This window comes from Ferrovibrio sp. (genome assembly GCF_965278975.1).
Taxonomy (GTDB): Bacteria; Pseudomonadota; Alphaproteobacteria; order Ferrovibrionales; family Ferrovibrionaceae; genus Ferrovibrio.
Genome location: NZ_OZ257126.1, coordinates 1,332,975 through 1,354,812, shown reverse-complemented (window position 1 = coordinate 1,354,812; position 21,838 = coordinate 1,332,975). Strand labels below are relative to the sequence as shown.

Sequence of the window (21,838 nt, the reverse complement as noted above, 5' to 3'; positions counted from 1 at the left end):
GCAGCGGGGAATATATGCAGCGCCACTCGCCCTATTACACAGCCGAACATGAAGCGTTCCGGGATCAGCTCCGCCGCTTCGTGGCCAAGGAACTGGAGCCGTTCGCCGATGCCTGGGACGAGGCCGGCGAATTCCCGCGCGAGCTTTACCGCAAGGCCGCCGAATTCGGCCTGCTGCAACTGAATTTCCCGGAAGAATTCGGCGGCGTGAAAGCCGACCGGCTCTATGCCGTGATCGTCGGCCAGGAACTGGCGCGCTGCGGCGCCGGTGGTGTATGCGCGTCGCTCTTAAGCCATACCATCGGCGCGCCGCCGATTGCCAAGCTCGGCTCGGATGAACTTAAAAGCCGCGTGCTGCCCGGCATCCTTTCGGGCGAGAAGATTTCCGCGCTGGCGATCACCGAGCCGGGCGGCGGTTCCGATGTCGCCAATCTGCGCAGCATGGCGCGGCGTGATGGCGAGCACTATGTCGTCAAGGGTGAGAAAACCTTCATCACCTCGGGTATGCGGGCCGATTACTATACCGTGGCCGTGCGCACCGGCGGTTCCGGCATGGGCGGCGTGTCGCTGCTGCTGATCGAACGCGATACGCCCGGCTTCACCCGCACGCCGCTGAAAAAGATGGGCTGGTGGGCGTCCGATACCGCCACGCTGCATTTCGATGAATGCCGCGTGCCGGTGGCCAACCTGATCGGCGCCGAAAATGCCGGTTTCCTCGGCATCATGCTGAATTTCAATGACGAGCGCCTCGGCCTGGCGGCTTCCTGCGCCGGCTTCGCGCGCGTTGCCTATGACGAGGCCGTGGCTTATGCGCAACAGCGTGAGACTTTTGGCAAGCCGCTGATCAAGCATCAGGTGATCCGCCACAAGCTGATCGACATGGCGCAGCGCATCCACGCCACCGAAGCGATGCTGGAGAATATCGCCTGGCGGCTGGATCAGGGCGAAAGCCCGGTGGCGGAATTGTGCATGTTGAAGAACCAGGCGACGCAGACCCTGGCGCATTGCGCGGCGGAAGCGGTGCAGGTCTTCGGTGGCGCCGGCTTCATGCGCGGCGCCAAGGTGGAGCGCATCTACCGCGAAGTGAAGGTGAACGCCATCGGCGGCGGTGCCGAGGAAATCATGAAAGACCTCGCCAGCCGCCAGATGGGCTGGTAGGCCAACTCAGCCCACCGTATCGAACTGGCGGTTCTTTTCCAGCCAGTCCTCGGCGCGGCGGACGAGCTGCTGGATCGCCGGCTCCGGCTCCGGCTTGTAGCGCTGCACGAATTCGCGCACCAGCCGCGCCGCTTCCGCCGATTGCCCCTTGTCATGGAAACTGACCGCGCGCAGATAGCTGGCATTGGCGACCGATTCGCGCAGCTTGCCATCGCGTGACTCGCCGAAGCGCGTGGCGATGTCCTGATACACCGCGATGGCTTCGTCATGCATGCCGATCAAGGTATAGACCACACCCTTGGCCAGCAGCACGGTAGCGATGTCGCGGCTGCGCTCCGGTTCCGGCTTGGCTTCCGCCGCCGCCACCTGCTTGTCCAGTTCTACCATCGACTGTTCCACCCTGCCGCGGCTCTGGCGCAGGCCGATGGCATTGGCCTTGGCCGACATGGCATTGGCGGCCAGGTCGCGCAGTGAATTCTCCTTGGCATTGCCGAAGCGGTTGCCGACGGCATCGAAGGCGGTGATGGCATCATCGTAGCGTTGCAGCTGCATCAGCGCCTGGGCGCGCAGCAGGCCGGCGCGGGCGGAAACTTCGCGCATCTGCAATGCCTGGCGCTCGCCGGCCTTGCGCAAAGCGGCGTCGCACAGCGGCAGCACTTCCGCCGGGCGCTTCTGCCGCAGCAGGATAAGCCCCTTGTTCACCTGCGCCCGGGCAACCGCGAAGATCACGGCATCCTCGGTGCGGCTGTCGTATCGCCCGATCACCTGTTCATAGATCGCCAGGGCCTGTGCCGGCTGGCCCATGCTGTCGAGCATCGAGGCCTGGTTCGCCAGCGCCTGGGCGGCATAGGCGATGGCCTGCCGCGTGCCGGACAGCGAGCCAATCTCGACGGTGCGGGCGAAGCTGTCCACCGCTTCCTGGCGGCGCTGCGCCTCGGCCAGCAGCACCGCCTTGCGCCAATGCGCCTCGGTCACTTCCTGGCGCACATCGTTGTTGCTGTTGCTGCCATGGCTGGCGATCACGGCGTCATAGGCGGCCAGTGCGTCGTCGGTCAGTTTGCGTTCGCCCAGGCTCTGGCCCAGGCGGTTGCCCAGCTTGGCGCAGGCAACCGCCAGCGGCACGGTGGCGATCGGCGCGCGGCAAAAGCGTTCCATGGCCTGGCGGTAGGTCTGCTCGCCTTGCAGCCGCTCGCCCTGTGCCACCTTGGCTTCACCGGTATAAAGCTGCCCGGTGGTGACGGCGCGGCGCAGGGCGGGATCGACATCCTCGCCATAAAGCCGCGCCAGTTCCTGATAGGCGGCGATTTCCTCGCGGCGCTGGCCAAAGGCCTTGTGCAGTTGGCCCTTGTTCAGCCAGCTCAGCGCCAGTTCGCTGCGCGCCGTGCTGGTATTGGTGTCGCCCCATTCGGTGAGGATACGGTTATAAATCGATAGTGCTTCGCTGAATTGCTGCGCGCCGAAATACAGGCCGGCCTTGCGCATCTGGTTGGTGATCTTGATGCCGGGCATGACGGCCATCCGCGTGGCGTCGTCATAGGCCTTGGCCTGGGCTTCCTCTGTCGAAGTCAGCGGCCGGCTCTTGACCAGACTGGCCATTGGCGTTGGGGTGGCGGGCGTGGCTGCGGGCTGGTTGGCGCCTGCTTGGCTGGTGACTGGCTGGCTGCCGGCCGGCTGGTTGGTCTGGCAGCCGGCGAGGCCAAGCAGCAGGATTGCGGGAGCGAGCCGGGACAGCAGGGTAACAGGCATGGCAATCACCAAGGGGGCAGAATTCCCCTTCATGGTCGCAGGAGTTACCGCCGTCTGCAATCATTGGAAGAAGTTTTTAGCGGAAGTCAGGTATCGGGCATGAAAATCAGCGATCTTCCCTTTGGCACCACCGACTGGTCGGATGTGCCGGTCACCGAGCATAAGGGCGAAACCGGCATGGCCTATTGGCGCACGCGCCAGTTCGGGCCAATCCGGGTGCGCCGCGTCGATTACACGCCGGGCTACCTCGCCGACCATTGGTGCGTGAAGGGCCATATCCTGTTCGTGCTGGAAGGCGAACTGGTGACCGAACTGGAAGATGGCCGTGTGTTTACCCTGACCGCCGGCCAGTCCTATCAGGTCGCCGACAATGCCGAGCCGCACCGCTCACGCACGGCCCCGGGCGCCAAGCTTTTCATTGTCGATTAGACAGGCTTAAGCAGGCTTGGCGTGGCCGCCATTCGGCGCGGTTTTCTCGCTGGCCTGTTTCTCATGCGCGCGCAGCCGCGTGGCGGTAAGCTCGCCGGTCTGCTCCAGGATCGGATAGACCACCGCCGTGAGGTGGCTGTTGATGCGCTTGAGGTCGCGGATCACGTCGAGATGGATAGCGCTGGTCTCGATGCTTTCGGCGCGGCCGGCGGCCAGCCGGCGGTAATGGTTTTCCGCCGCCATGCGTTCGGCCTCGCGTAGCGAGGCTTTCTCTTGCAGCAGCTGGCGCGCCAGCTTGGCGTCAGAGGCCATGAACACGTTGCAGGCCATCTGCAGGTTGCTGGCGACGCGGGCGTGGAATTCGGCCAGCTCGGTCATGCCTTCGGATGAGAAATGCAGGCGATGCTTGATCTTCTTCGCCGCCAGTTCCATCAGGTTCTTGTCGATGATGTCGCCGATATGCTCAAGGTTGGTGGTGAAGGTGAGCACGTCGACATAGCGGCGGCTTTCCTCGGCATCCATCTCGTGATTCGACAGTTTGGTCAGGTAGAGCTTGATCGCCTCATGCAGCTTGTCGACCTGGTCGTCGGCCTGTTCCACCGCCTTGGCCAGCCGCGCATCGTCGGTCTTGAACACGGTGATGGCGTCATCCAGCATGCGGCTGACGGTATCGCTCATGCGCAGGGTTTCGCGCGCGGCGGCGGCCAGCGCCACGGTCGGCGTGTCCAGCGCGCCTGAATCGAGGTAGCGCGGCTTGGTGCTGTCTTCCGCCGTCGGGGCATCGGGCAGCAGGCGGCGGCAAATCTGCTCCACCAGCGCCAGCAGCGGCAGGAACAGCAAAGCCAGCGCCAGATTGAACGCGGTGTGGAAATGCACCGCCAGGCGCGGGCCTTCCAGGCCCAGCAGGCCAAGCCATTGCGGCATGAAGGACAGCAGCGGCAATGCGATCACCACGCCGACGGCGCGCATCACCAGATTGCCCAAAGCGGCGCGGCGCGCGGCCGGCGCCTGGCCGGCAGTGGCGGCGAACGGCGCCACGGCACCGCCGATATTGGCGCCCAGCACCAGGGCCAGGGCCAGCGGCACGGAAATCGCACCGGCGGAAGCCAGGCCCACCAGCATCAGCACGATGGCGAGGCTGGAATGGGCTGCCCAGGTGATCAGCGCGGCCAGCGCCACGGCGAGCAGCGGCTCCTGCGCCAGCGGCGCCATTACGGTGGCAAAGGCAGAAGCGTTGCGCAGCGGCTCCGACGCGCTGACGATCAGGCGCAAAGCCAGCAGCAGCAGGCCGAAGCCGATCAGCAGCCGGCCGACATGGCGGCGGTTGCCGCTTTCGGTGGACAGGAACAGCGCGACGCCAATTATCAGGGCCAGCGGCCCCATCCAATGCAGATCAAGCGACAGCAGCTGTGCTGCGAGCGTGGTGCCGACATCGGCGCCGAGCATCACCGCCAGGGCGGCGGCCGGGCCGATCAGGCGGCGGCCGGCAAACGAGGCGACCAGCAGGCCGGTGGCGGTGGCCGATTGCAGCAGGGCGGTAACGCCGATGCCGGCGGCGAAGGCGGAAAAGCGGTTGCGCGTGGCGCTGCCCAGCAGCCGGCGCAGCCGGGCGCCGAAAGCGCGGGTCATGCCGGTGCGCACCATGCGCACACCCCAGAGCAGCAGGGCGATGCCGGCGGCGAGGTCGAGCAGCAAAGCGGTGGCACCCATCAGGCAGACAACTCCTCAACACAGGCCCGCAAAGGCGGGGACGAATCCATTGTTACAATTTTATTACACCCAAAAGTCATTAGCACAAAAGCAATTTACAAAAGGTGGACGTCACCCTCGGCGGTCCGCCGGCACATCAAGAAGAAGCCGGTTTGGCTACATATGGGAGTGGAACCGGGTTTCACCAAATCCGGCCTGACCGGGCCGGTGCCATCCGGCATTGCGGCAATGGATTGACCTGCCATTCGGCATGTCATATGTTATTCGTCGAATAACGAATAACACTTTCCGCCTTACGGATCGAGCCGATGGCCCAGCAGACCAGGACCAAACCGAAGAAACCGCCGGCCGCCGCCGCCACCGCAGCAGCAGATGCCTCATGCTGCGCGCCCGGCATGGCGCCGCTGGCGCTGGCCGAACCGCTGCGGCCCGAGGATGAGGAACTGGCCCAGCTTGCCAAGGCCATGGCGCATCCGGTGCGCATCCTGATCCTGCGCAACCTGCTGCGCATCGGCACCTGCTATTTCGGCAAACTGGCCGACCTGCTGCCGGTGGCGCCGTCCACGGCCTCGCAGCATCTCTCCATCCTCAAGGAAGCCGGCCTGGTGAAAGGCGAGATCGACGATCAGCGTCCCTGCTATTGCGTCGATCTGGCCAAGCTGCGCCGCCTGCAGCATCTGCTCGGCACTCTGTAGTTTCTTTGCGCCGTGGGTTTTTTGACTTGTGTATTCGTGTTTCGACGAACATCGAAGGACAGCACCGATGAACGCCCTCTCGCCCATGCAAGCCCAGAACCAGCCGCTGCCCGTCGCCGTCATCGGTGCCGGTCCTGTCGGCCTCGCCGCCGCCGCGCATCTGATCCAGCGCGGCATGCCGGTGCGGATTTATGAAGCCGGCGGCGCTGTCGCCAGCCATATCCGCGCCTGGTCGCATGTGCGGCTGTTTTCGCCCTGGTCCTACAATATCGATCCGGCGGCGCGCGGCCTGCTCGAAGCCAGCGGCTGGACCGCGCCGCCGCGCGGCCGCCATCCAACCGGCGCCGACCTGATCGCGCTGTATCTTCAGCCGCTGGCCGATCTGCCGCAGATCAGCAGCGTGCTCGAAACCGATACGCGCGTCGTCGCCATCAGCCGCCTGGGCCGCGACAAGATGAAGTCGGCGGGCCGCGACAGCACGCCGTTCTCGCTGCTGCTGCGGCAAAAGGACGGCACCGAGCGCATGGAACTGGCGCGCGCCGTGATCGATTGCAGCGGCACCTGGGGCTGGCCCAACCCGCTCGGCAGCAACGGCTTGCCGGTGCCGGGTGAAGGCGATGCGGCGGGCCGGATCGCCTATGGCATCCCCGATATGCTGGGTGCCGACCGCGCGGCCTATGCCGGCATCAGCACATTGGTGGTGGGTGCGGGCCATTCGGCGGCAAACATTCTGCTCGATCTCGGCCGGCTGGCGGCCCAGGATGCAGCAACCAGCATTGTCTGGGCGGTGCGCGGCAACAGCCTGGCGCGGCTGTTCGGCGGTGGCGCGAATGACAAGCTGGCGGCGCGTGGCGCTCTTGGTCATGAGCTTGAGGCCATGACCCGGGCCGGCAAGCTCGATCTGCATCTCGGCAGCGAAGTCGCCGCCATCCGGCCGGAGCAGGGCCGGCTGCGGGTCAGCCTGCAGCAGAGATCAGGCCCTGACGTGGATATAGTGGTTGACCGCATCGTCGTCGCCACCGGCCAGCGGCCCGAACTTTCGATGCTGCGCGAAATCCGCCTCGATCTCGATCCGGCCACTGAAAGTCCGCGCCTGCTGGCGCCGCTGATCGATCCCAATGTTCATTCCTGCTGCACGGTGCGCCCGCATGGCCATCGCGAATTGCAGCAGCCCGATGCGGGTTTCTATATCGCGGGCATCAAAAGCTATGGCCGCGCCCCCACTTTCCTGCTTGCCACCGGCCATGAGCAGGTGCGCTCCATCGTGGCGGCCTTGGCGGGTGACAGGGCGGCAGCCGACGATGTGCGGCTCGATCTGCCGGAAACCGGGGTATGCAGCAGCAATCTCCCCGTGGACGGGGACAGCGAGGCCGCAAGCTGCGGCGTGACCGAGCCGGTTGCCGCTGTTGCCGCCAGTGGCGGCTGCTGCGGCAGCGGCGAGAAGCCGCGCGTGCGGGTGAAGGCCGGCGGCTGCGGCTGAGCCCATGCAGCACCCGGATAGCGGCAAACAATTGCGCGTGGTGCTGGCGCTCGGCACCGCCCAGACCCTGGCCTGGGGTTCGACCTATTATCTGCCCGCGATTCTGGCCGGGCCGATGGCGGCCGATCTCGGGGTTTCGACATCCTGGATCTATGGCGCCTTCTCCATCGCCATGCTGCTCACCGCCTTCATCGGGCCGGGCGTCGGCGCCTATATCGACCGTTTCGGCGGGCGCAATGTGCTGGCGCTGTCCAGCGTGATATTCGCCGCCGGTCTGGCGCTGCTCGGCGCCGCGCAGAACCTGGCGGTCTTCACCATCGCCTGGATGATGATCGGCGCCGGCATGGCCATTGGGCTTTATGAAGCCGCCTTCGCCACGCTTACCGCCATCTATGGCGGCAGCGCGCGCCGTGCCATCACCGGCATTACGCTGCTTGCTGGTTTCGCCAGCACGATATGCTGGCCGATCTCGGCCTTGCTGGAAGCCGAATGGGGCTGGCGCGCCACCTGCTATGCCTGGGCCATTGTGCATCTATGTGTCGGCCTGCCGCTGAACCGGCTGCTGATTCCGCGCGAGCTTGGCGCCCATATCACCACGCCGCAGCAGGCGTCGTGCGCCGCGCCGAACGAGGAGGGCATCTTCAGCCGCTCCATGGTGCTGCTGGCCTTCGCCTTCGCGGTCACCTGGATCACCAGCACCGCCATGGCGGCGCATCTGCCGCGCATCCTGGAGGCGGCCGGCGCTTCCAAAGCGGAAGCCATCGCCGCCGCCGCCCTGGTCGGGCCGGCCCAGGTGGCGGCGCGCGTGCTGGAATACAGCGTGCTGCAACGCTTTCATCCCCTGCTCTCGGCACGCCTGGCCTCGATCACGCATCCGATCGGTGCCGCCCTGGTGCTGATCCTGGGGGCGCCGGCGGCCTATCTGTTCACCTTGCTGCATGGCGCGGGCAACGGCGTGATGACCATCGCCAAGGGCACGCTGCCGCTGGTGCTGTTCGGCCCCACAGGCTATGGCCGCCGCCAGGGCTGGCTGGTGGCGCCGGCGCGCTTCGGCCAGGCCGCGTCGCCCTTCGCCTTTGCCTACCTGCTGGAGGCTTATGGCGCATATGTGCTGCTGTTCTCCAGCGGGCTGTGCTTTGCCGGCTTCGCCGCGATGCTGCTGCTGCGCATGCAGCGTACGGAACTGGATCAGGCGGCATAGAGCAGAAGCTGACGAGCAAAAAGCCGACGCGGGTGCATTGTCACGAAGTCTTCACATGACTCAGGCTTATATTTCGATATAACTGGAAATATGAAAATGATAGCCGATGCCGACGCCCTCTCGGCCTTTGCCTCGCTGGCGCAGCCGACCCGGCTGGCGATCTACCGCCTGCTGGTCGGCCATGGTACCGAAGGTCTCTGCGCCGGAGATATCGCCGATGCCCTGGCCGTACCTGCCACAACGCTGTCGTTTCACCTCGCGCATCTGCACAAGGCCGGCCTGATCATGCAGCGCCGCGACAGCCGCTCGCTGATCTACAGCCTCGACATCGAGCGCATGAATGCCGTGATTGCCTTCCTCAGCGATCATTGCTGCGGCGGCCGGCCAGAGCTGTGCCGCCCCGCTTCATCCTCCAAGGGAAAACCCAATGAGTCAGTCCGGCGCCAGCGAAAAGCTGTTTAACGTCCTGTTCCTCTGCACCGGCAATTCGGCCCGCAGCATCCTTGGCGAAGCGATCATGAATGATCTCGGCCAGGGCCGCTTCCGCGCCTACAGCGCCGGCAGCATGCCGAAGGGCGAGGTGCATCCGATGGCGCTGGACCTGATCCGCCAGAGCGGCCTGCCCAGCGATGGCCTGCGCTCGAAATCCTGGGATGAATTCGCCGCCAGCGGCGCGCCGCCGATGCATTTCATCTTCACGGTTTGCGACAATGCCGCGAATGAAGTCTGCCCGATCTGGCCGGGCAAACCGATGACGGCGCATTGGGGCCTGCCTGATCCGGCGGCTGTCGAAGGCAGTGAAGTGGAGCGCCGGCTTGCCTTTGCCGAGACCTACCGTATGCTCAGCAACCGCATCAGGATTTTCACCAGCCTGCCGTTCCAGGCGCTGGATGAGTTGAGCCTGCAAGGCCGGCTGAATGACATCGGCAAACACGCTCCGCAATCGTCCTAGGCCGCTGTCATGAGCGTGTTTGAACGATACCTGACCCTCTGGGTCACGCTCTGCATCGTGGCGGGCATCGCGCTGGGCCATTGGCTGCCCGGCCCGTTCCAGCTGATTGCCGCCGCCGAACTGGCCAAGGTCAATCTGCCGGTGGCGGTGCTGATCTGGCTGATGATCATTCCCATGCTGCTCAAGATCGATTTCGGCGCGCTGGGTGAAGTTGCGCGCCATTGGCGCGGCATCGGCGTAACGCTGTTCATCAACTGGGGCGTCAAGCCATTCTCCATGGCCTTGCTGGGCTGGCTGTTCATCGCCTGGCTGTTCCGCCCCTATCTGCCGGCGGAGCAGATTGACTCCTATCTCGCCGGCCTGATCCTGCTGGCGGCGGCACCCTGCACGGCGATGGTGTTCGTGTGGAGCAATCTGGTTGATGGCGAACCGCATTTCACCTTGAGCCAGGTGGCGTTGAACGATGCCATCATGGTGGTGGCCTTCGCGCCGCTGGTCGGCCTGCTACTGGGTGTTTCCGCCATCACCGTGCCATGGGATACGCTGCTGCTTTCGGTGGTGCTCTACATCGTCTTGCCGGTCTTTGCCGCGCAGCTCTGGCGCCGGCAACTGCTTGGCCGGGGCCGGTCCGCGCTGGAGCGGATGCAAAAGCGGCTACAGCCCGCTTCCCTGCTGGCGCTGCTCGCCACCCTGGTGCTGCTGTTCGCTTTCCAGGGTGAACAGATCATTGCGCATCCGCTGGTGATCGCGCTGCTGGCGGTGCCGATCCTGATCCAGGTCTATTGCAACGCCGGCCTGGCCTATTGGCTCAACCGGCATTTCGGTGTCGCCCATTGTGTCGCCGGCCCCTCGGCGCTGATCGGCGCCAGCAATTTCTTCGAGCTTGCGGTCGCCGCCGCGATCAGCCTGTTCGGGCTGCAATCCGGCGCCGCACTCGCCACCGTCGTTGGCGTGCTGATCGAAGTGCCGGTGATGCTCAGCGTGGTCTGGATCGTCAATCGCAGCCGCGACTGGTACGAACGGGCATAGCGCGCCGTCATTCTCAGGGCCGCCATTCCAGCCGCCAGGAAGCACCGGCATCCGCCACCTTGCGGAAACCCAGCCGGCTGTAGAGCCGGTAGGCACGGTTGTTTTTATCGACATGCAGGCTGATGCTGCGGCCATCGGCGGCAGCGGTACGTTGCAGGGCCGCCAGCAGCTCGGCGCCGAGGCCCTGGCCGCGCCATGCAGGCAGCAGGCTGATATCGACCAGCCGCAGATCCGGGCGCGTGCCGATGCTGTTCTGCCACAGCTCGATGCGGCCGATCGGCTGCTGCTGTTCAAGCAGGATCAGGCGCTGGCCGCCAAGGGTATAATGCGCGTCGAAATGCCGGCATTGCAGATCGAACTGGCTGTTCAGGAAAACGGCGGCGGCAAGGGATGGGAGTCCCGCCGCTGCCACTTCCCCGGCCCGCGTGCTGCGGTAAAGCGCGCGCAGAAAGCTCAGGTCTTCCGGCAGCCGCAGCCGCAGCCCGAAGCCGCGCGCCGCTGCCCTGGCCGACAGGGCCAGCCAGGGCTCAGGTGATGCCAGCCAAGGGGCTGCGGGCCGCTCGGCCGCAGTCATCTAGTTCGGGCGCTCGGGATAGGTGCCATCGTTGCAGATGTAATAGGCCATCACGAGATAGGGCTGAAGATTCGGATGCGGATCGGCAATGCCCATGTTGTTGCCGTATGTCGTGGAAACCATAACACCCAGTTGCACCACATCGCTGGAAGGCGGCGTGTCAAAAGCGTTGATCACCTTGGCGGCGCTGTTCAATGCCCGGCTCATCAGCGAGGTGCCGGTCGGTGGCGTTCCTGTGGTGGTTGCCTGCGCGGTCATCCCGGTGGATGAGGAACTGGAACTCTTGGCATTGAAAACATGGTTATGAATCGGCGCCTGGCTGTATGACAGCGTTACGGTTTCCTGCCCCGGCGTCGCGGCGAAAGCATAGGGCGTGCCGGTTGCCGCCACGCCGAAATTCAGCGGGATGCGGCCGTTCAGATTCGGCACGTTGAAATACGTCCTGCCGTCGCCACCAAACCTTATGCCCAGCAAGCTGTACAGGACCTGATTGGTATTGATGCTGACTGGCTGGCCATTGCAGGCTATCCAGCCGAGCGGCGTGTAGCCGAAGGGAAACATGCGAATTTCACCATAGAAGGCATCAGCCATGACAATCTCCCGGATGCAGGGTTAGCTGTTGAAATTCGGATACAGACCGTTCACGGCGATGGCATAGGCCAATACCAGGCTGGGCTGCATGTTCAGGTGGGGCTGATTGCCGCCGCCGGATTGCGTAATGGTGTCGGCGGCCAGCGTGAAGCCGGTGCCGGTCTGCGATGTGTTGCAATAGTAGAAATTCGTGCCGACATTGCCGGGAGCCACGGTTGGCCCCGGAGTCATCGTGACCGCGGTGGTGTTGACCACCGAAATCGTGTGGGTATGTGCCGGTACCGCCGCACTGGTCAAGGTCACGGCCTCCACGCCTGCGGTCTGCGCCAGCGCATAATTGGTGCCGCCGACGGTCTGCCCGAAATTGACCGGGCTGCGTCCCCGCAGATCGGGCAAGCCAAAAGTGGTTCTGCCATCGCCGCCATAGGTCGTGGCGATGATGCTGTACAAGGCCTGATACGATGCAATGGCCACGACCCGCCCATCGCAGGGCAGGAAACCCACCGGCGCGTATTGGCTGAAGGCAAACAGGCGGATTTCACCCACATAATAATCGCTCATGTGTCTCTCCGTTCAGTAAGGGGCGGCATCACTCGCGCGAAGGCCAGATGCCCAGCGTGGCGATGCAGATTTGCAGCGCGAGAATCGGCTGCCGGTTCTCATGCGCGCCGCTGCCGCCCGATGGTGAAACCGTTGATGACGCCAGGGGCAGCCAGTCGGCGCTGGTCGGCTGCCCTGGCGTGGGGGCATAGAGATCGAAAGGCTGGGTGCCCGCCGCGCTTGCCGTCGCCACGCCGAAGTAATTGCCGGCGGGGCTGGCGGCTGTCGTAACGGTGGAGGTGGAGGCTTTGACATTGTGGTTATGCGTGGGCACCTGTGTCGCCGTAAGCGTCACGGTTTCGCTGCCACCAGTGCCGGCCAATTGAAAATTGATGGCGCCGCCAGCGGATTGCCCGGTGCCGACGGCAACGCGGCCACGCAGATCAGGCAATCCAAAGGTGGTTCTGCCATCGCCGCCATAGGTGTTGCTGAGCAGCCCGAAGAGGCCCTGATATTGCTGGATGGTCAGAATCTGGCCGTTACATGGCAGCCAGCCGCTGGGCATTCTCCCGAAAGCGAAAAGCCGCAATTCACCAAGGAAATTGTCCGTCATTGGCTCCCCCTGTTTGGATACACCCAATGGGTGGTATCGGTTGAATTATGCTCTTAAAAAAACATATGCCGATTTCCAATCACGCGTAAAGAACTTTAATTAGAAAATATACTTAATAATATATATCATAACGGGTTATGCAGCCGGGGAAAAGGACAGCCAACCAGCTATGAGTGTGATCCGATGCTTGTTCGGCGCTGTTCCTGACAACCGGCAAGTGCAGCAGTCCGCGCCCGATTGTTGCGCCTTCCGGCTCATACATAGGTATAGCTGGCCCTGAAACCGGTATTTCGCCGCCACTAATGGGTGTAGCCTCGCGGCCAGACTCGCAGGCAGGGGTGTGCCGTGGCCAACGCCATAGTCCATATCATCGAAGACGACAGCTCGCTGCGCGAAGCGATCGGCAGCCTGATGCGCTCGGTCGGGCTGGAGGCACGGGCCTATGGCAGCGTGCAATCCTTCCTGCAGGGCAAACATGATGACGCGCCGGGCTGCCTGCTGCTGGATGTGCGCTTGCCGGGCATGAGCGGCCTGGATTTCCAGGCGGCTTTGGTCGAGCATGATGTGCATATGCCGGCCATTGTGATGACCGGCTATGGCGATATTCCGATGACGGTGCGGGCGATGAAGGCCGGCGCGGTGGATTTTCTCACCAAGCCGTTCCGCGAGCAGGACATGCTCGATGCCGTCACCACCGCCATCGAGCGTGACCGCCGCCGCCGCGCCGGTTCCGAGGGCAGCGCGGCGCTGAAAGCGCGCTTTGATTCCTTGAGTCCGCGCGAACGCCAGGTGATGGCCCTGGTCACCTCGGGCAAGATGAACAAGCAGGTGGCTGGCGATCTGGGCCTGAGCGAGATCACGGTGAAGATTCATCGCGGCTCGGTGATGCGCAAGATGGCGGCCAGGAGCCTGGCCGACCTGGTGCGCATGGCGGAAGCCCTGAACCCGCCGGCCCATTAATTTCCGCTGATATATACTTGCGTATGAGTGCCCCCCGGCAGACCCGACCCTATAGTCGGACACAGCGTATTAACAGTATGCCGACGGGCGCCGGTTGCGACCCTGGGCATGGAAAGTCGAGTCTGCCGCGTGTCCAGTCCCGCTCCCGCTCCGATCCCACGGATCGCCATCGTCGATGACGACGATTCCATGCGCCAGGCCCTGGTGGCGCTGATCCGTTCGCTCGGCTTCCAGGCCAGCGCCTTCGGCTCGGCCGAGGAATTCCTCGCCGCTCCGGCGTTGCAGCAGGCCGATTGCCTGGTCACCGATATTCAGATGCCGGGCCTTTCCGGCATCGAGCTGAAGCGCAAGTTGACCGAGCGCGGCATCGCCTTGCCGGTTATCATGATCACGGCCCGGGCCGAAGCCGGGCTGGAAGAAAAGGCCATGGCCAGCGGCGCGCTGTTCGTATTGCGCAAGCCGTTCGAGGCCGATGTGCTGGTGAATTGCATCGAACAGGCGCTGGCTTAGGCGGCATCCGCAAGCTGGGCACGACAATGGGGCGGCATGAGCGGCGTGTTTGGCGCGGATTTCGCGGATCTGATCGAACTGGTGCATGAAAGCGTGCTGGTGCGCGATGCCGCCGGCAGCATCACGCAGTGGAGCAAGGGCAGCGAGGCGCTGTATGGCTGGCCGCGCGAAGCCGCCATCGGCAAGCCGGCGCAGAGCCTGCTCAAGACGCAATATCCGCTGCCTGAATCCGAACTCACCACCCTGCTGGAGCAGCAGGGCCGCTGGGAAGGCGAAGTGCGGCGCGCCAATGCCGCCGGCCAGGATCTGCTGGTGCGGGTGCGGATTTCACGCCGCTGCGATGCCCAGGGCAACATCTCGTTTGTTGAATCCGGCGTGCCGCTTGGCAGCGAGGCGCGCGATGCGGCGCTGAAGGCCAGCGAATACCGCTACCGCAACCTGTTCCAGGCCATGGCGGCTTCCTTCTGGGAGATCGATTTCGCGCCGGTCGGCGCCATGCTGCGCAAGCTGCGCGAACAGGGCGTCACGGAGTTTCGGCGCTATTTCCGCGACCACCCGGAATTCGTGCGCGAGATGATGCGGGCCAGCCGCATCATCGATGTGAATGACCAGACCGTCGCCCTGTTTGCCGGCGGCGACCGCGCCCGGATGAACCTGCCGCTGGATGCCTTCTGGCCCGATGAAAGCACCCATGTCTATGCCGAAAGCGTGCTGGCGGCGGTGACCAAGCAGCCGAATTACTGCACCGAGGCGAAGCTGCGCAAGGCCGATGGCGAATTGTTCGATGCTCTGTTCACCGCCTGCTTCCCGCCGGAATCGGTCGCCAAGGGTACCCTGCTGATCGGTGTGATCGATATCAGCGACAGCAAGCGCGTCTTCGCCGAACTGGAAAAGAGCGAGACCCGCTACCGCAATCTCTACAATTCCATGGGCGTCACCTGCTACCAGCTCGATATACGCGGCGTCGGCGCGCTGTATGAGGAACTGCGCCAGCAGGGCGTCACCGATATCGCCGCCTATATGGAAGAACACCCCGAATTCGTCACCCGGGCGATGGAAGCCGCCCTGATCGTCGACAGCAACGAACCCGGCTTGCGGCTGATGGGGGCCAAAAGCCGCGAGGATGTGCTCGGCCCGGTGAAACGCTACTGGATCGAGGATGATTGCGAGGGCTTCAAGCAGTCGCTGGTCTCGGGCTTCGCCGGCAATGCCCGGTTCCAGACCGAGACGCGGCAGCGCAAGCTCGATGGCACCGAGATGGATGTGCTGTTCACGCTCGCCTCGGCGCCGGCGATGCGCGCCACCGGCATGGCATTGATCAGCGTGATCGATATCACCGAACGCGTGCAGGCGCTGCGCGATCTGTCCAGGCTGCAGAATGATTTCGCCCATGCGGCGCGCATCTCGATGCTGGGCGAACTCACCGCCTCGCTGGCGCATGAGGTGAACCAGCCGCTTGCCGCCATCGCCGCCAATGGCGCTGCCGGCCTGCGCTGGCTGTCGCGGCCCGAACCCGATCTGGCCGAGGTTACGGCGATCACAAGGCGCATGACCGCCGATGCCCAGCGCGCCGCCGAGATCATTTCGCGCATCCGCCTGATGGCCTCGCGCCAGGCGCCGGAAAAGGCGGCGCTGTCGGTCAATGCCCTGATCGAGGAAGCGATCCTGTTCCTGCGCCATGAGATGCAGGCCCAGGGCGTGGCGGTGTCGCTGGATCTGGAGCGCACACTGCCCGATGTGCTGGGTGACCGCACGCAGTTGCAGCAGGTGGTGGTGAATCTGGCGCTCAACGCCATCCAGGCGCTGGCCGAGACCAAAGCGGAAAACCGCGCCATCAAGCTGTCCACCCAGCGCGCCGAAAGCCGCATCCTGCGTGTCTCGGTGGATGACAGCGGCCCCGGCATCGCGCCGGAGCAGCGCGCCAAGCTGTTCGACAGCTTCTACACCACCAAGCCGAACGGCATGGGCATGGGCCTGCCGATCTGCCGCTCGATCATCGAGAAGCATGGTGGTGAGATCTGGGCCGAGGCGGCGGCCATCGGCGGCGCGCGCTTCTCGTTCACGCTCCCGGTGGCTTGATCTGTCATTGTCCGGTATGCGGGCGGCTGCATTTTAATCCGTAAGGTCGGCGGCCTCATACCAAGAGATGGCGCACCATACCGCAGGTCTGATTCAAGGCCTGTCCGGCTTTTGGCATCCTGCCCCTGTCAGCACAGACAGCAGAGACAGGAGCCCGCCAATGACCGCAACGAAACTGACCACTTCCCGCCGTAGTGTCATGCAGGGCGGCCTCGGTGTTGCCGCTCTCGCCGCGCTGCCCGCCACCATGCTGCCCGGCACGGTATTTGCTCAGGCTAACCAGGCTATCCCAACCCAACTCGTCCCGCAGAAACAGGAAGGCATCATCATGGATACGATCACCACCGCCGACGGCGCCCGCATCTTCTTCAAGGATTGGGGCCCGAAGGCCGCCCAGGCCGTCATGTTCCATCATGGCTGGCCGCTCTCGGCCGATGACTGGGACAACCAGATGCTCTACTTCCTGGCCAAGGGCTACCGCGTCATCGCCCATGACCGCCGTGGTCATGGGCGCTCGACCCAGACCTATAGCGGCAACGAGATGGATACCTATGCCGCCGATGTCGCCGCGCTGGTGAAGGCGCTCGACCTGAAGAACGTGATCCATGTCGGCCATTCCACCGGCGGCGGCGAGGTGGCGCATTATGTGGCGCGCGCCGAGAAGGGCCGTGTCGCCAAGGCGGTGCTGATCGGCGCGGTGCCGCCGGTGATGGTGAAGAGCGACAAGAATCCGGGCGGTCTGCCGATCGAGGTGTTCGACGGTTTCCGTGCCGCCCATGTCGGCAACCGGGCGCAGTTCTTCCGCGATGTCGCCTCGGGCCCGTTCTATGGCTATAACCGGCCGGGCGCCGAGCCGTCCCAGGGCGTGATCGACAATTGGTGGCGCCAGGGCATGATGGGTGGCACCAAGGCGCAGTATGACTGCATCAAGGCCTTCTCCGAAACCGACTTCACCGATGATCTGAAGAAGATCGACGTGCCGGTGCTGATCATGCATGGCGACGATGACCAGATCGTGCCGATTGCCGACTCCGCCCTGCTGGCGATCAAGCTGGTGCAGAAGGGCACGCTCAAGGTCTACAAGGGCCTCGGCCACGGCATGGCGACGGTGAACGCCGACATCATCAACGAGGATCTGCTGGCCTACTTCAAGGCTTAATGATTTACCGGCTGGCCGCCTCCCCCTCAGCCAGCCTTCCCCGCCGCTGCCCGTTTCCCCAGCGGGTGGCGGCGCCCCTTTTTTGGAAGCCGTTGCTAGAAGCCGCTCTCGCGCAGGATCAGTGCCGCCAAAGGGGCTCTAGTTTCCTGTTGGCATCCGGCACGCCATTAGCGCGTATTCCACTGGCTGGCTGTTAGCGACATGGTAGTGAATTCCAGGTTCCATGGCCAAGGCCCTGGAAAAATACCAAAGTTGCCGCAATCCGGCCCCATTCGGCGCCAAGCTTGTTCCTCACCGCAACTGCCTAATCGCAACCGGAGGAACCGATCATGACGACGAACCCCGCCGCTCCCCCACAGGGAAAACAGATGGATGAGGCTGGCTTCCGCGAGCAGATGCTGGCGCTGCTGCCGAACCTGACTGGTTTCGCCCGCGGCCTTGCCGGTCAGCGTGCCGAGGCCGATGACCTAGTGCAGGAGACTCTGGTCAAAGCGCTGAGCAATACTGAACAGTTCCGCCCCGGCACTAACCTGCGTGCCTGGCTGTTCACCATCCTGCGCAACCACTTCTATTCCACCAAGCGCCAGCAGCGCCACGAAGTCGCCGACAGCGATGGCAGCATCGGCGCCAATCAAAGCGTACTGCCGGGGCAGGAAGATGCCTTGCTGGCCAAGGAACTGGCGGTTGCCCTGCGCCGCCTGCCGGAGCCGCAGCGCGAGGCGCTGCTGCTGGTGGCGGTGTTCGGCCTGTCCTACGAGGAAGCTGCCGGCATCGGCGGCTGTGCCATCGGCACGATGAAAAGCCGCGTCAACCGCGCCCGCAACCGGCTTGGCGAATTGCTCGGGCTTGAGGCCGGCCAGCGTGCCAGCGGCAGCGATGCCGTGATGCTGGCCGGCACCCGGCTCTAAGCCGCCGCTCTGCGTTACGCACGCTAATAACCCGGGGCCTTGCGCCCCGGGTAAATCATTTCAGATAGCTGTAAAAGCCCGCCTGCCTTAGAAGCCTGGGGGCGTCGGTGGCAGCGGCTGCTGCATCTGTGGCAGAGCCTGGGGCTGCTGCTGTGCCGCCAGCTTGGCGGCCAGTTCTTCGATCAATGCGATATGCTTTTCCGGCGCCGGATCAGCCGGCGCTGCATACAGCGCCTTGAGCTGGCGGTTCAGCGCCGCGCGGGTACGGGCCTGTCGGGTTTTGTCCTGCATCAGATTGAACGTCACGCTGGCCTCCTCGGATTGAGTTCCTGATATGGGCAACAACGCTTGATGTAAGCCCCGGTTCCATCCGTGGCGAAATTTTTCCTGTAAAAACATTTCGGGCAACCAAGCGGCGGGCCGGGCGTTGTATCAGCGTGGCCAATCAAGGCCGCATAGTTGAACAGTCTGAGGAGAGTGACTCATGAATCCCAATCAGCAGACACCGCAGCAGAATCCTGGCCAGCACAACCAGGGTAGCGGCAAGCCGAATCCGCAGCCGCAGCAGACCCAGCCCAAGCAGAATCAAGCGGGGCAGGGTCAGCCGGGGCAGCAGAAGCAGCCGCAGCATCATCAGCAGCCGGGCAGCGGTAATCCGCGCCAGCGTTAACCCTGCTGCATCGCAGCCGACAGATTCTGACACATTGCAGGAGATAGCCCCGCCGGGTTACCGGCGGGGCTGTTTATTTTTACATGCAATTTTTGACGCATATCAAATTGAGCGGCTGCACGCTGCGCTATAGGGTTACCCCAGTAGTGTGTTTTGGGGTGAAGAGACTATGGCGAAACCTATGCTTATCGACCGCGCCCGGCATTTCGGTGCGGAAGACATCATCGTTTCCAAGACCGACCCGCAGGGCCGCATCACCTATGCCAATGATGTGTTCTGCCGCGTCGGTGCCTACAGCGTGCCGGAGCTGATCGGCAAGCCGCATGCCATCCTGCGCCACCCTGACATGCCGCGCTGCGTGTTCAAGCTGCTGTGGCAGCGTATCAAGGCCGGCGAGGAAATCTTCGCCTATGTGAAAAACCTGGCCCAGACCGGCGAATATTACTGGGTGCTGGCGCATGTGACGCCGGATGTCGGCCCTGATGGCGCGATCACCGGCTATCATTCCAACCGCCGCGCGCCGCATGACAGCGCGATCCGGGTGATCGAACCGCTCTATGCCGCCCTGCTGGCCGAGGAAGCCAAGCATGAAGACCGCAACGCGGCGATGGCCGCCGGCACGGCATTGCTGGAAGCCACCTTGACCAAGGCCGGCAAGAGCTACGACGAATTCATCTTCAGCATCACGCCGGAGGCCTGATCGATGTTCAGCTTCCGCAAATACCGCTTGATGGAACAGGCACTCAAGGATCTCGATGCGGTGGCGCGCCGGGTGTCGGAGGGCGATTTCTCCGCCCGCCTGGTGCATACCGAAGCCTATGGCGAGTATTCCGAGACCCTGGTGGCGTTCAACCGCGCGCTCGATCTTGCCGATGCCTATGTGCGTGAATCCCAGGCATCTTTGCGCTTCGCTGCCGCCGGCAAGTATTTCCGCCCCTTCCTGGTGCGCGGCATGCCGGGCGATTTCCGCCGCGGCGCCGAGCAGATCAACGCCGCGCGCCATGCCATGCAGGCGAAGTCGGAAGAAGCGGCCCGGCTGGAACTGGCAGTGGAAACCGAACGCCGCGACTCCGAAATCCGCGCGCGGGCCGAACGCGAAAAGCTGGCGCGCGAATTCGAGGCCGGCGTGATGTCGGTGGTGGAATCCGTGCAGAGCACCAGCGGCCAGCTTGCCGGCCATGCCGACCAGCTTGCCGGCGATACCCGCCAGGCCGCCGAGGCCGGCGGACAGGCAGTGAGCGCCGCCGATCAGGCGACGCAGAATACCCAGGCGATTGCCGCCGCCGCCGAAGAATTGTCGGCGACCGTGCAGGAAGTGGCGCAGCAGGTCCGTTCCTCGCGCGAGGCGAGCCGCAGTGTTGCCAGCGAGGTCAGCCGCGCCTCGGAAGCGGTGGCGCAGCTTGAAGCTGCCAACCGCAAGATCGACGAAGTGGTGGAATTCATCCGCTCGGTGGCATTCCAGACCAACCTGCTGGCGCTGAACGCCAGCGTGGAAGCGGCCCGTGCCGGCGAGGCCGGCAAGGGCTTTGCCGTCGTGGCGCAGGAAGTGCGCAGCCTGGCGCAGAAAACCACCGAGGCGGCGAAGGATATCGCGCACCAGATCAGCGCCATCCAGAATGCCTCGGCGCTTACCGTGCGCTCGATCGCGGTGATCCAGGAACAATCGGCGGCGCTGGATGGCCGTGTCGGCGCGATCTACGATTCAACCCAGGAACAGGCTGCCGCCACCAGCGACATCTCGGGCAATATCCAGGAAGCGGCGGCGCGCACCGAAAGCGTTGCCAGCAACATCCAGCATATTTCCCAGAGCATCGAACGCTCTGGCGGCGTGGCCGAGGATGTGTCGCAGGGCGCGTCACATCTGCAAAGCCAGCCGGAAATGCTGGCCGATCAGGTGGCGGCTTTCCTCAGATCGATCCGGGCTTGAGGGCTGGCGCTGGAAACCACTTTCTTTGTCACCCTCGCGCAAGCGAGAGTCCGGCTTAAAGTCGAAATGGGATACTCGCTTGCGCGAGTATGACAACAAGAAAGGGCCCGTCATGCCCCGTCTTGGCCGGGGTATCTACGCTTTTCTTTTTTCGTCACCCTCGCGCCAGCCCTTCGGGCCTGTGCGCCCACGAACGCCGTTAGGCGTTCGCGCGCTTACAGAGGGTCCCATTCGATTGCGGTAATGGGATTCTCGCTTTCGCGAGAATGACAGTAAGACCCGGTAATGGGGAGGTATTAGCGCTTCGCCGGCTTCTTGGCTTTCGGCTTGGCCCGGGTTTTTACCGGGTTTTTTACCGGGGCTTTTACCTTGGCTTTGGGAGCCTTGGCGGCTTTCGCCTTCGGCTTCGATTTCGCTTTAGTCTTGGCCTTCGGCTTGGCTTTGGCCTTTGGCTTGGCCGGGGCAGGAGCCGCGACCGGGGGTGGTGTCGGGTTCGCCCGTGTGGCGCCGATCAGCAGCAGCGCCATGTCGTCCACTTCCACGGAAAGCTGTGCCAGGCGCGGCGTGGCGATATGCAGCCGGCCATGCAGCCCGCGCGGGCTGCTGCCCACCACGGTGGCGGAAAGCGGCTTGGCGCGGTCGGCCAGCCACAGCTTCACCTTGGTCTCGGATGGGATGTCCAATGCCGGGTTGAACAGGAAGCCGGTCAGCGACAGGTTATCCACCTTGCCATCATGCAGCGTGCCGCCATGCTCCAGCCTGGCGGCGATTGCCGTGTCGCGGCGGTCGAACAGCCGCCGGTTGGAGGCCTGCCCGGCCTTTGCCTTTGCGCTTTTTGCCGTGCTTGCTTTACTGGCCATCGCTAGTCCCTGCCGCCAGATGCCCTGATGCGGGGATCATACATCGAC

At 64.1% G+C, this 21,838-nt stretch carries 24 protein-coding genes; 16 read left to right on the top strand and 8 right to left on the bottom strand.

Annotation, left to right across the window (positions count from 1 at the left end; all coding sequences use genetic code 11):
- Positions 1–14 precede the first annotated feature (14 nt).
- A complete protein-coding gene (locus ACQY7X_RS06575) occupies positions 15–1,157 on the top strand; it encodes an acyl-CoA dehydrogenase family protein (RefSeq protein WP_428249058.1) in 1,143 nt (380 codons plus the stop codon).
- 6 nt (positions 1,158–1,163) lie between these two features.
- On the opposite strand, the gene ACQY7X_RS06570 is transcribed toward ACQY7X_RS06575, so the two are convergent.
- The gene (locus ACQY7X_RS06570; protein WP_428249057.1) at positions 1,164–2,903 is read right to left on the bottom strand and encodes a tetratricopeptide repeat protein; all 1,740 of its coding nucleotides are present in this window, start codon (positions 2,901–2,903) and stop codon (positions 1,164–1,166) included.
- A 99-nt stretch (positions 2,904–3,002) separates the two neighbouring features.
- Between ACQY7X_RS06570 and ACQY7X_RS06565 the strand changes: the two genes are divergently transcribed.
- Positions 3,003–3,332 (top strand): DHCW motif cupin fold protein, encoded by a 330-nt coding sequence (locus ACQY7X_RS06565; RefSeq protein WP_428249056.1) that lies wholly within the window; start codon positions 3,003–3,005, stop codon positions 3,330–3,332.
- 6 nt (positions 3,333–3,338) lie between these two features.
- Here the strand turns inward: ACQY7X_RS06565 and ACQY7X_RS06560 are convergent, their stop codons facing one another.
- The gene (locus tag ACQY7X_RS06560) at positions 3,339–5,042 is read right to left on the bottom strand and encodes a Na/Pi cotransporter family protein (RefSeq protein ID WP_428249055.1); all 1,704 of its coding nucleotides are present in this window, start codon (positions 5,040–5,042) and stop codon (positions 3,339–3,341) included.
- Positions 5,043–5,350: 308 nt separating this feature from the next.
- On the opposite strand from ACQY7X_RS06560, the gene ACQY7X_RS06555 reads away from it, so the two are divergent.
- The 6 genes from ACQY7X_RS06555 to arsB all read left to right on the top strand — a co-directional run bounded on the left by ACQY7X_RS06555 (position 5,351) and on the right by arsB (position 10,399).
- Entirely contained in the window at positions 5,351–5,737 is a 387-nt protein-coding gene (locus ACQY7X_RS06555; RefSeq protein ID WP_428249054.1) for an ArsR/SmtB family transcription factor, read from the top strand.
- A gap of 67 nt (positions 5,738–5,804) precedes the next feature.
- A complete protein-coding gene (locus ACQY7X_RS06550) occupies positions 5,805–7,217 on the top strand; it encodes an FAD-dependent oxidoreductase (RefSeq protein WP_428249053.1) in 1,413 nt (470 codons plus the stop codon).
- Positions 7,218–7,221: 4 nt separating this feature from the next.
- Positions 7,222–8,418: an MFS transporter gene (locus tag ACQY7X_RS06545; RefSeq protein WP_428249052.1), complete on the top strand. Its 1,197-nt coding sequence runs from the start codon at positions 7,222–7,224 to the stop codon at positions 8,416–8,418.
- Between the two features lie 96 nt (positions 8,419–8,514).
- Positions 8,515–8,880, top strand: a complete 366-nt coding sequence (locus tag ACQY7X_RS06540) for an ArsR/SmtB family transcription factor (RefSeq protein WP_428249051.1) — start codon at positions 8,515–8,517, stop codon at positions 8,878–8,880.
- Positions 8,846–9,370, top strand: coding sequence for an arsenate reductase ArsC (locus ACQY7X_RS06535; RefSeq protein WP_428249050.1), 525 nt, complete (start codon positions 8,846–8,848; stop codon positions 9,368–9,370). Before ACQY7X_RS06540 ends, ACQY7X_RS06535 begins: the two co-directional genes overlap by 35 nt.
- Before the next feature lie 9 nt (positions 9,371–9,379).
- Positions 9,380–10,399, top strand: a complete 1,020-nt coding sequence (arsB, locus tag ACQY7X_RS06530) for an ACR3 family arsenite efflux transporter (RefSeq protein ID WP_428249049.1) — start codon at positions 9,380–9,382, stop codon at positions 10,397–10,399.
- A 13-nt stretch (positions 10,400–10,412) separates the two neighbouring features.
- Here arsB and ACQY7X_RS06525 read toward each other — a convergent pair whose 3' ends face one another.
- Genes ACQY7X_RS06525 through ACQY7X_RS06510 form a run of 4 tightly spaced genes read right to left on the bottom strand, consistent with a single transcriptional unit; the run spans position 10,413 to position 12,717 of the window.
- Positions 10,413–10,973: a GNAT family N-acetyltransferase gene (locus ACQY7X_RS06525; RefSeq protein WP_428249048.1), complete on the bottom strand. Its 561-nt coding sequence runs from the start codon at positions 10,971–10,973 to the stop codon at positions 10,413–10,415.
- Positions 10,974–11,564 (bottom strand): phage tail protein, encoded by a 591-nt coding sequence (locus tag ACQY7X_RS06520; protein WP_428249047.1) that lies wholly within the window; start codon positions 11,562–11,564, stop codon positions 10,974–10,976.
- A 21-nt stretch (positions 11,565–11,585) separates the two neighbouring features.
- The gene (locus ACQY7X_RS06515) at positions 11,586–12,125 is read right to left on the bottom strand and encodes a phage tail protein (protein WP_428249046.1); all 540 of its coding nucleotides are present in this window, start codon (positions 12,123–12,125) and stop codon (positions 11,586–11,588) included.
- 28 nt (positions 12,126–12,153) lie between these two features.
- Positions 12,154–12,717 carry a phage tail protein gene (locus tag ACQY7X_RS06510; RefSeq protein WP_428249045.1) on the bottom strand — a complete coding sequence of 188 codons (564 nt, stop codon included), beginning with the start codon at positions 12,715–12,717 and terminating at the stop codon, positions 12,154–12,156.
- 345 nt (positions 12,718–13,062) lie between these two features.
- Between ACQY7X_RS06510 and ACQY7X_RS06505 the strand changes: the two genes are divergently transcribed.
- The 5 genes from ACQY7X_RS06505 to ACQY7X_RS06485 all read left to right on the top strand — a co-directional run bounded on the left by ACQY7X_RS06505 (position 13,063) and on the right by ACQY7X_RS06485 (position 18,333).
- Complete coding sequence (locus ACQY7X_RS06505; RefSeq protein ID WP_428249044.1) at positions 13,063–13,677, top strand: response regulator transcription factor; 615 nt, start codon at positions 13,063–13,065, stop codon at positions 13,675–13,677.
- A 129-nt stretch (positions 13,678–13,806) separates the two neighbouring features.
- The gene (locus tag ACQY7X_RS06500; protein ID WP_428249043.1) at positions 13,807–14,187 is read left to right on the top strand and encodes a response regulator transcription factor; all 381 of its coding nucleotides are present in this window, start codon (positions 13,807–13,809) and stop codon (positions 14,185–14,187) included.
- Between the two features lie 36 nt (positions 14,188–14,223).
- On the top strand, positions 14,224–16,266 hold the full coding sequence (locus ACQY7X_RS06495; RefSeq protein WP_428249042.1) for an ATP-binding protein: 2,043 nt from the start codon (positions 14,224–14,226) through the stop codon (positions 16,264–16,266).
- Positions 16,267–16,426: 160 nt separating this feature from the next.
- Positions 16,427–17,425: an alpha/beta fold hydrolase gene (locus ACQY7X_RS06490; protein WP_428249041.1), complete on the top strand. Its 999-nt coding sequence runs from the start codon at positions 16,427–16,429 to the stop codon at positions 17,423–17,425.
- A gap of 329 nt (positions 17,426–17,754) precedes the next feature.
- Entirely contained in the window at positions 17,755–18,333 is a 579-nt protein-coding gene (locus tag ACQY7X_RS06485; protein WP_428249040.1) for a sigma-70 family RNA polymerase sigma factor, read from the top strand.
- An 87-nt stretch (positions 18,334–18,420) separates the two neighbouring features.
- Here ACQY7X_RS06485 and ACQY7X_RS06480 read toward each other — a convergent pair whose 3' ends face one another.
- Positions 18,421–18,639: a hypothetical protein gene (locus ACQY7X_RS06480; protein WP_428249039.1), complete on the bottom strand. Its 219-nt coding sequence runs from the start codon at positions 18,637–18,639 to the stop codon at positions 18,421–18,423.
- A 178-nt stretch (positions 18,640–18,817) separates the two neighbouring features.
- Between ACQY7X_RS06480 and ACQY7X_RS06475 the strand changes: the two genes are divergently transcribed.
- From ACQY7X_RS06475 to ACQY7X_RS06465, 3 genes are all read left to right on the top strand, one after another.
- Positions 18,818–19,003: a hypothetical protein gene (locus ACQY7X_RS06475; protein WP_428249038.1), complete on the top strand. Its 186-nt coding sequence runs from the start codon at positions 18,818–18,820 to the stop codon at positions 19,001–19,003.
- A 181-nt stretch (positions 19,004–19,184) separates the two neighbouring features.
- Positions 19,185–19,703, top strand: a complete 519-nt coding sequence (locus ACQY7X_RS06470) for a PAS domain-containing protein (RefSeq protein WP_428249037.1) — start codon at positions 19,185–19,187, stop codon at positions 19,701–19,703.
- A 3-nt stretch (positions 19,704–19,706) separates the two neighbouring features.
- Positions 19,707–20,930, top strand: coding sequence for a methyl-accepting chemotaxis protein (locus tag ACQY7X_RS06465; protein WP_428249036.1), 1,224 nt, complete (start codon positions 19,707–19,709; stop codon positions 20,928–20,930).
- Between the two features lie 296 nt (positions 20,931–21,226).
- On the opposite strand, the gene ACQY7X_RS06460 is transcribed toward ACQY7X_RS06465, so the two are convergent.
- Entirely contained in the window at positions 21,227–21,790 is a 564-nt protein-coding gene (locus ACQY7X_RS06460; RefSeq protein WP_428249035.1) for a PilZ domain-containing protein, read from the bottom strand.
- Between the last annotated feature and the right edge of the window lie 48 nt (positions 21,791–21,838).

Coding starts and splice junctions, on each gene's coding strand:
- ACQY7X_RS06535 (WP_428249050.1), top strand. CDS start 8,846: ATGAGTCAGTCCGGCGCCAGCGAAAAGCTGTTTAACGTCCTGTTCCTC.
- ACQY7X_RS06485 (WP_428249040.1), top strand. CDS start 17,755: ATGACGACGAACCCCGCCGCTCCCCCACAGGGAAAACAGATGGATGAG.
- ACQY7X_RS06565 (WP_428249056.1), top strand. CDS start 3,003: ATGAAAATCAGCGATCTTCCCTTTGGCACCACCGACTGGTCGGATGTG.
- ACQY7X_RS06540 (WP_428249051.1), top strand. CDS start 8,515: ATGATAGCCGATGCCGACGCCCTCTCGGCCTTTGCCTCGCTGGCGCAG.
- ACQY7X_RS06550 (WP_428249053.1), top strand. CDS start 5,805: ATGAACGCCCTCTCGCCCATGCAAGCCCAGAACCAGCCGCTGCCCGTC.
- ACQY7X_RS06545 (WP_428249052.1), top strand. CDS start 7,222: ATGCAGCACCCGGATAGCGGCAAACAATTGCGCGTGGTGCTGGCGCTC.
- ACQY7X_RS06475 (WP_428249038.1), top strand. CDS start 18,818: ATGAATCCCAATCAGCAGACACCGCAGCAGAATCCTGGCCAGCACAAC.
- ACQY7X_RS06555 (WP_428249054.1), top strand. CDS start 5,351: ATGGCCCAGCAGACCAGGACCAAACCGAAGAAACCGCCGGCCGCCGCC.
- ACQY7X_RS06490 (WP_428249041.1), top strand. CDS start 16,427: ATGACCGCAACGAAACTGACCACTTCCCGCCGTAGTGTCATGCAGGGC.
- ACQY7X_RS06520 (WP_428249047.1), bottom strand. CDS start 11,564: ATGGCTGATGCCTTCTATGGTGAAATTCGCATGTTTCCCTTCGGCTAC.
- ACQY7X_RS06575 (WP_428249058.1), top strand. CDS start 15: ATGCAGCGCCACTCGCCCTATTACACAGCCGAACATGAAGCGTTCCGG.
- ACQY7X_RS06525 (WP_428249048.1), bottom strand. CDS start 10,973: ATGACTGCGGCCGAGCGGCCCGCAGCCCCTTGGCTGGCATCACCTGAG.
- ACQY7X_RS06495 (WP_428249042.1), top strand. CDS start 14,224: ATGAGCGGCGTGTTTGGCGCGGATTTCGCGGATCTGATCGAACTGGTG.
- ACQY7X_RS06460 (WP_428249035.1), bottom strand. CDS start 21,790: ATGGCCAGTAAAGCAAGCACGGCAAAAAGCGCAAAGGCAAAGGCCGGG.
- ACQY7X_RS06560 (WP_428249055.1), bottom strand. CDS start 5,042: ATGGGTGCCACCGCTTTGCTGCTCGACCTCGCCGCCGGCATCGCCCTG.
- ACQY7X_RS06470 (WP_428249037.1), top strand. CDS start 19,185: ATGCTTATCGACCGCGCCCGGCATTTCGGTGCGGAAGACATCATCGTT.
- ACQY7X_RS06465 (WP_428249036.1), top strand. CDS start 19,707: ATGTTCAGCTTCCGCAAATACCGCTTGATGGAACAGGCACTCAAGGAT.
- arsB (WP_428249049.1), top strand. CDS start 9,380: ATGAGCGTGTTTGAACGATACCTGACCCTCTGGGTCACGCTCTGCATC.
- ACQY7X_RS06510 (WP_428249045.1), bottom strand. CDS start 12,717: ATGACGGACAATTTCCTTGGTGAATTGCGGCTTTTCGCTTTCGGGAGA.
- ACQY7X_RS06515 (WP_428249046.1), bottom strand. CDS start 12,125: ATGAGCGATTATTATGTGGGTGAAATCCGCCTGTTTGCCTTCAGCCAA.
- ACQY7X_RS06570 (WP_428249057.1), bottom strand. CDS start 2,903: ATGCCTGTTACCCTGCTGTCCCGGCTCGCTCCCGCAATCCTGCTGCTT.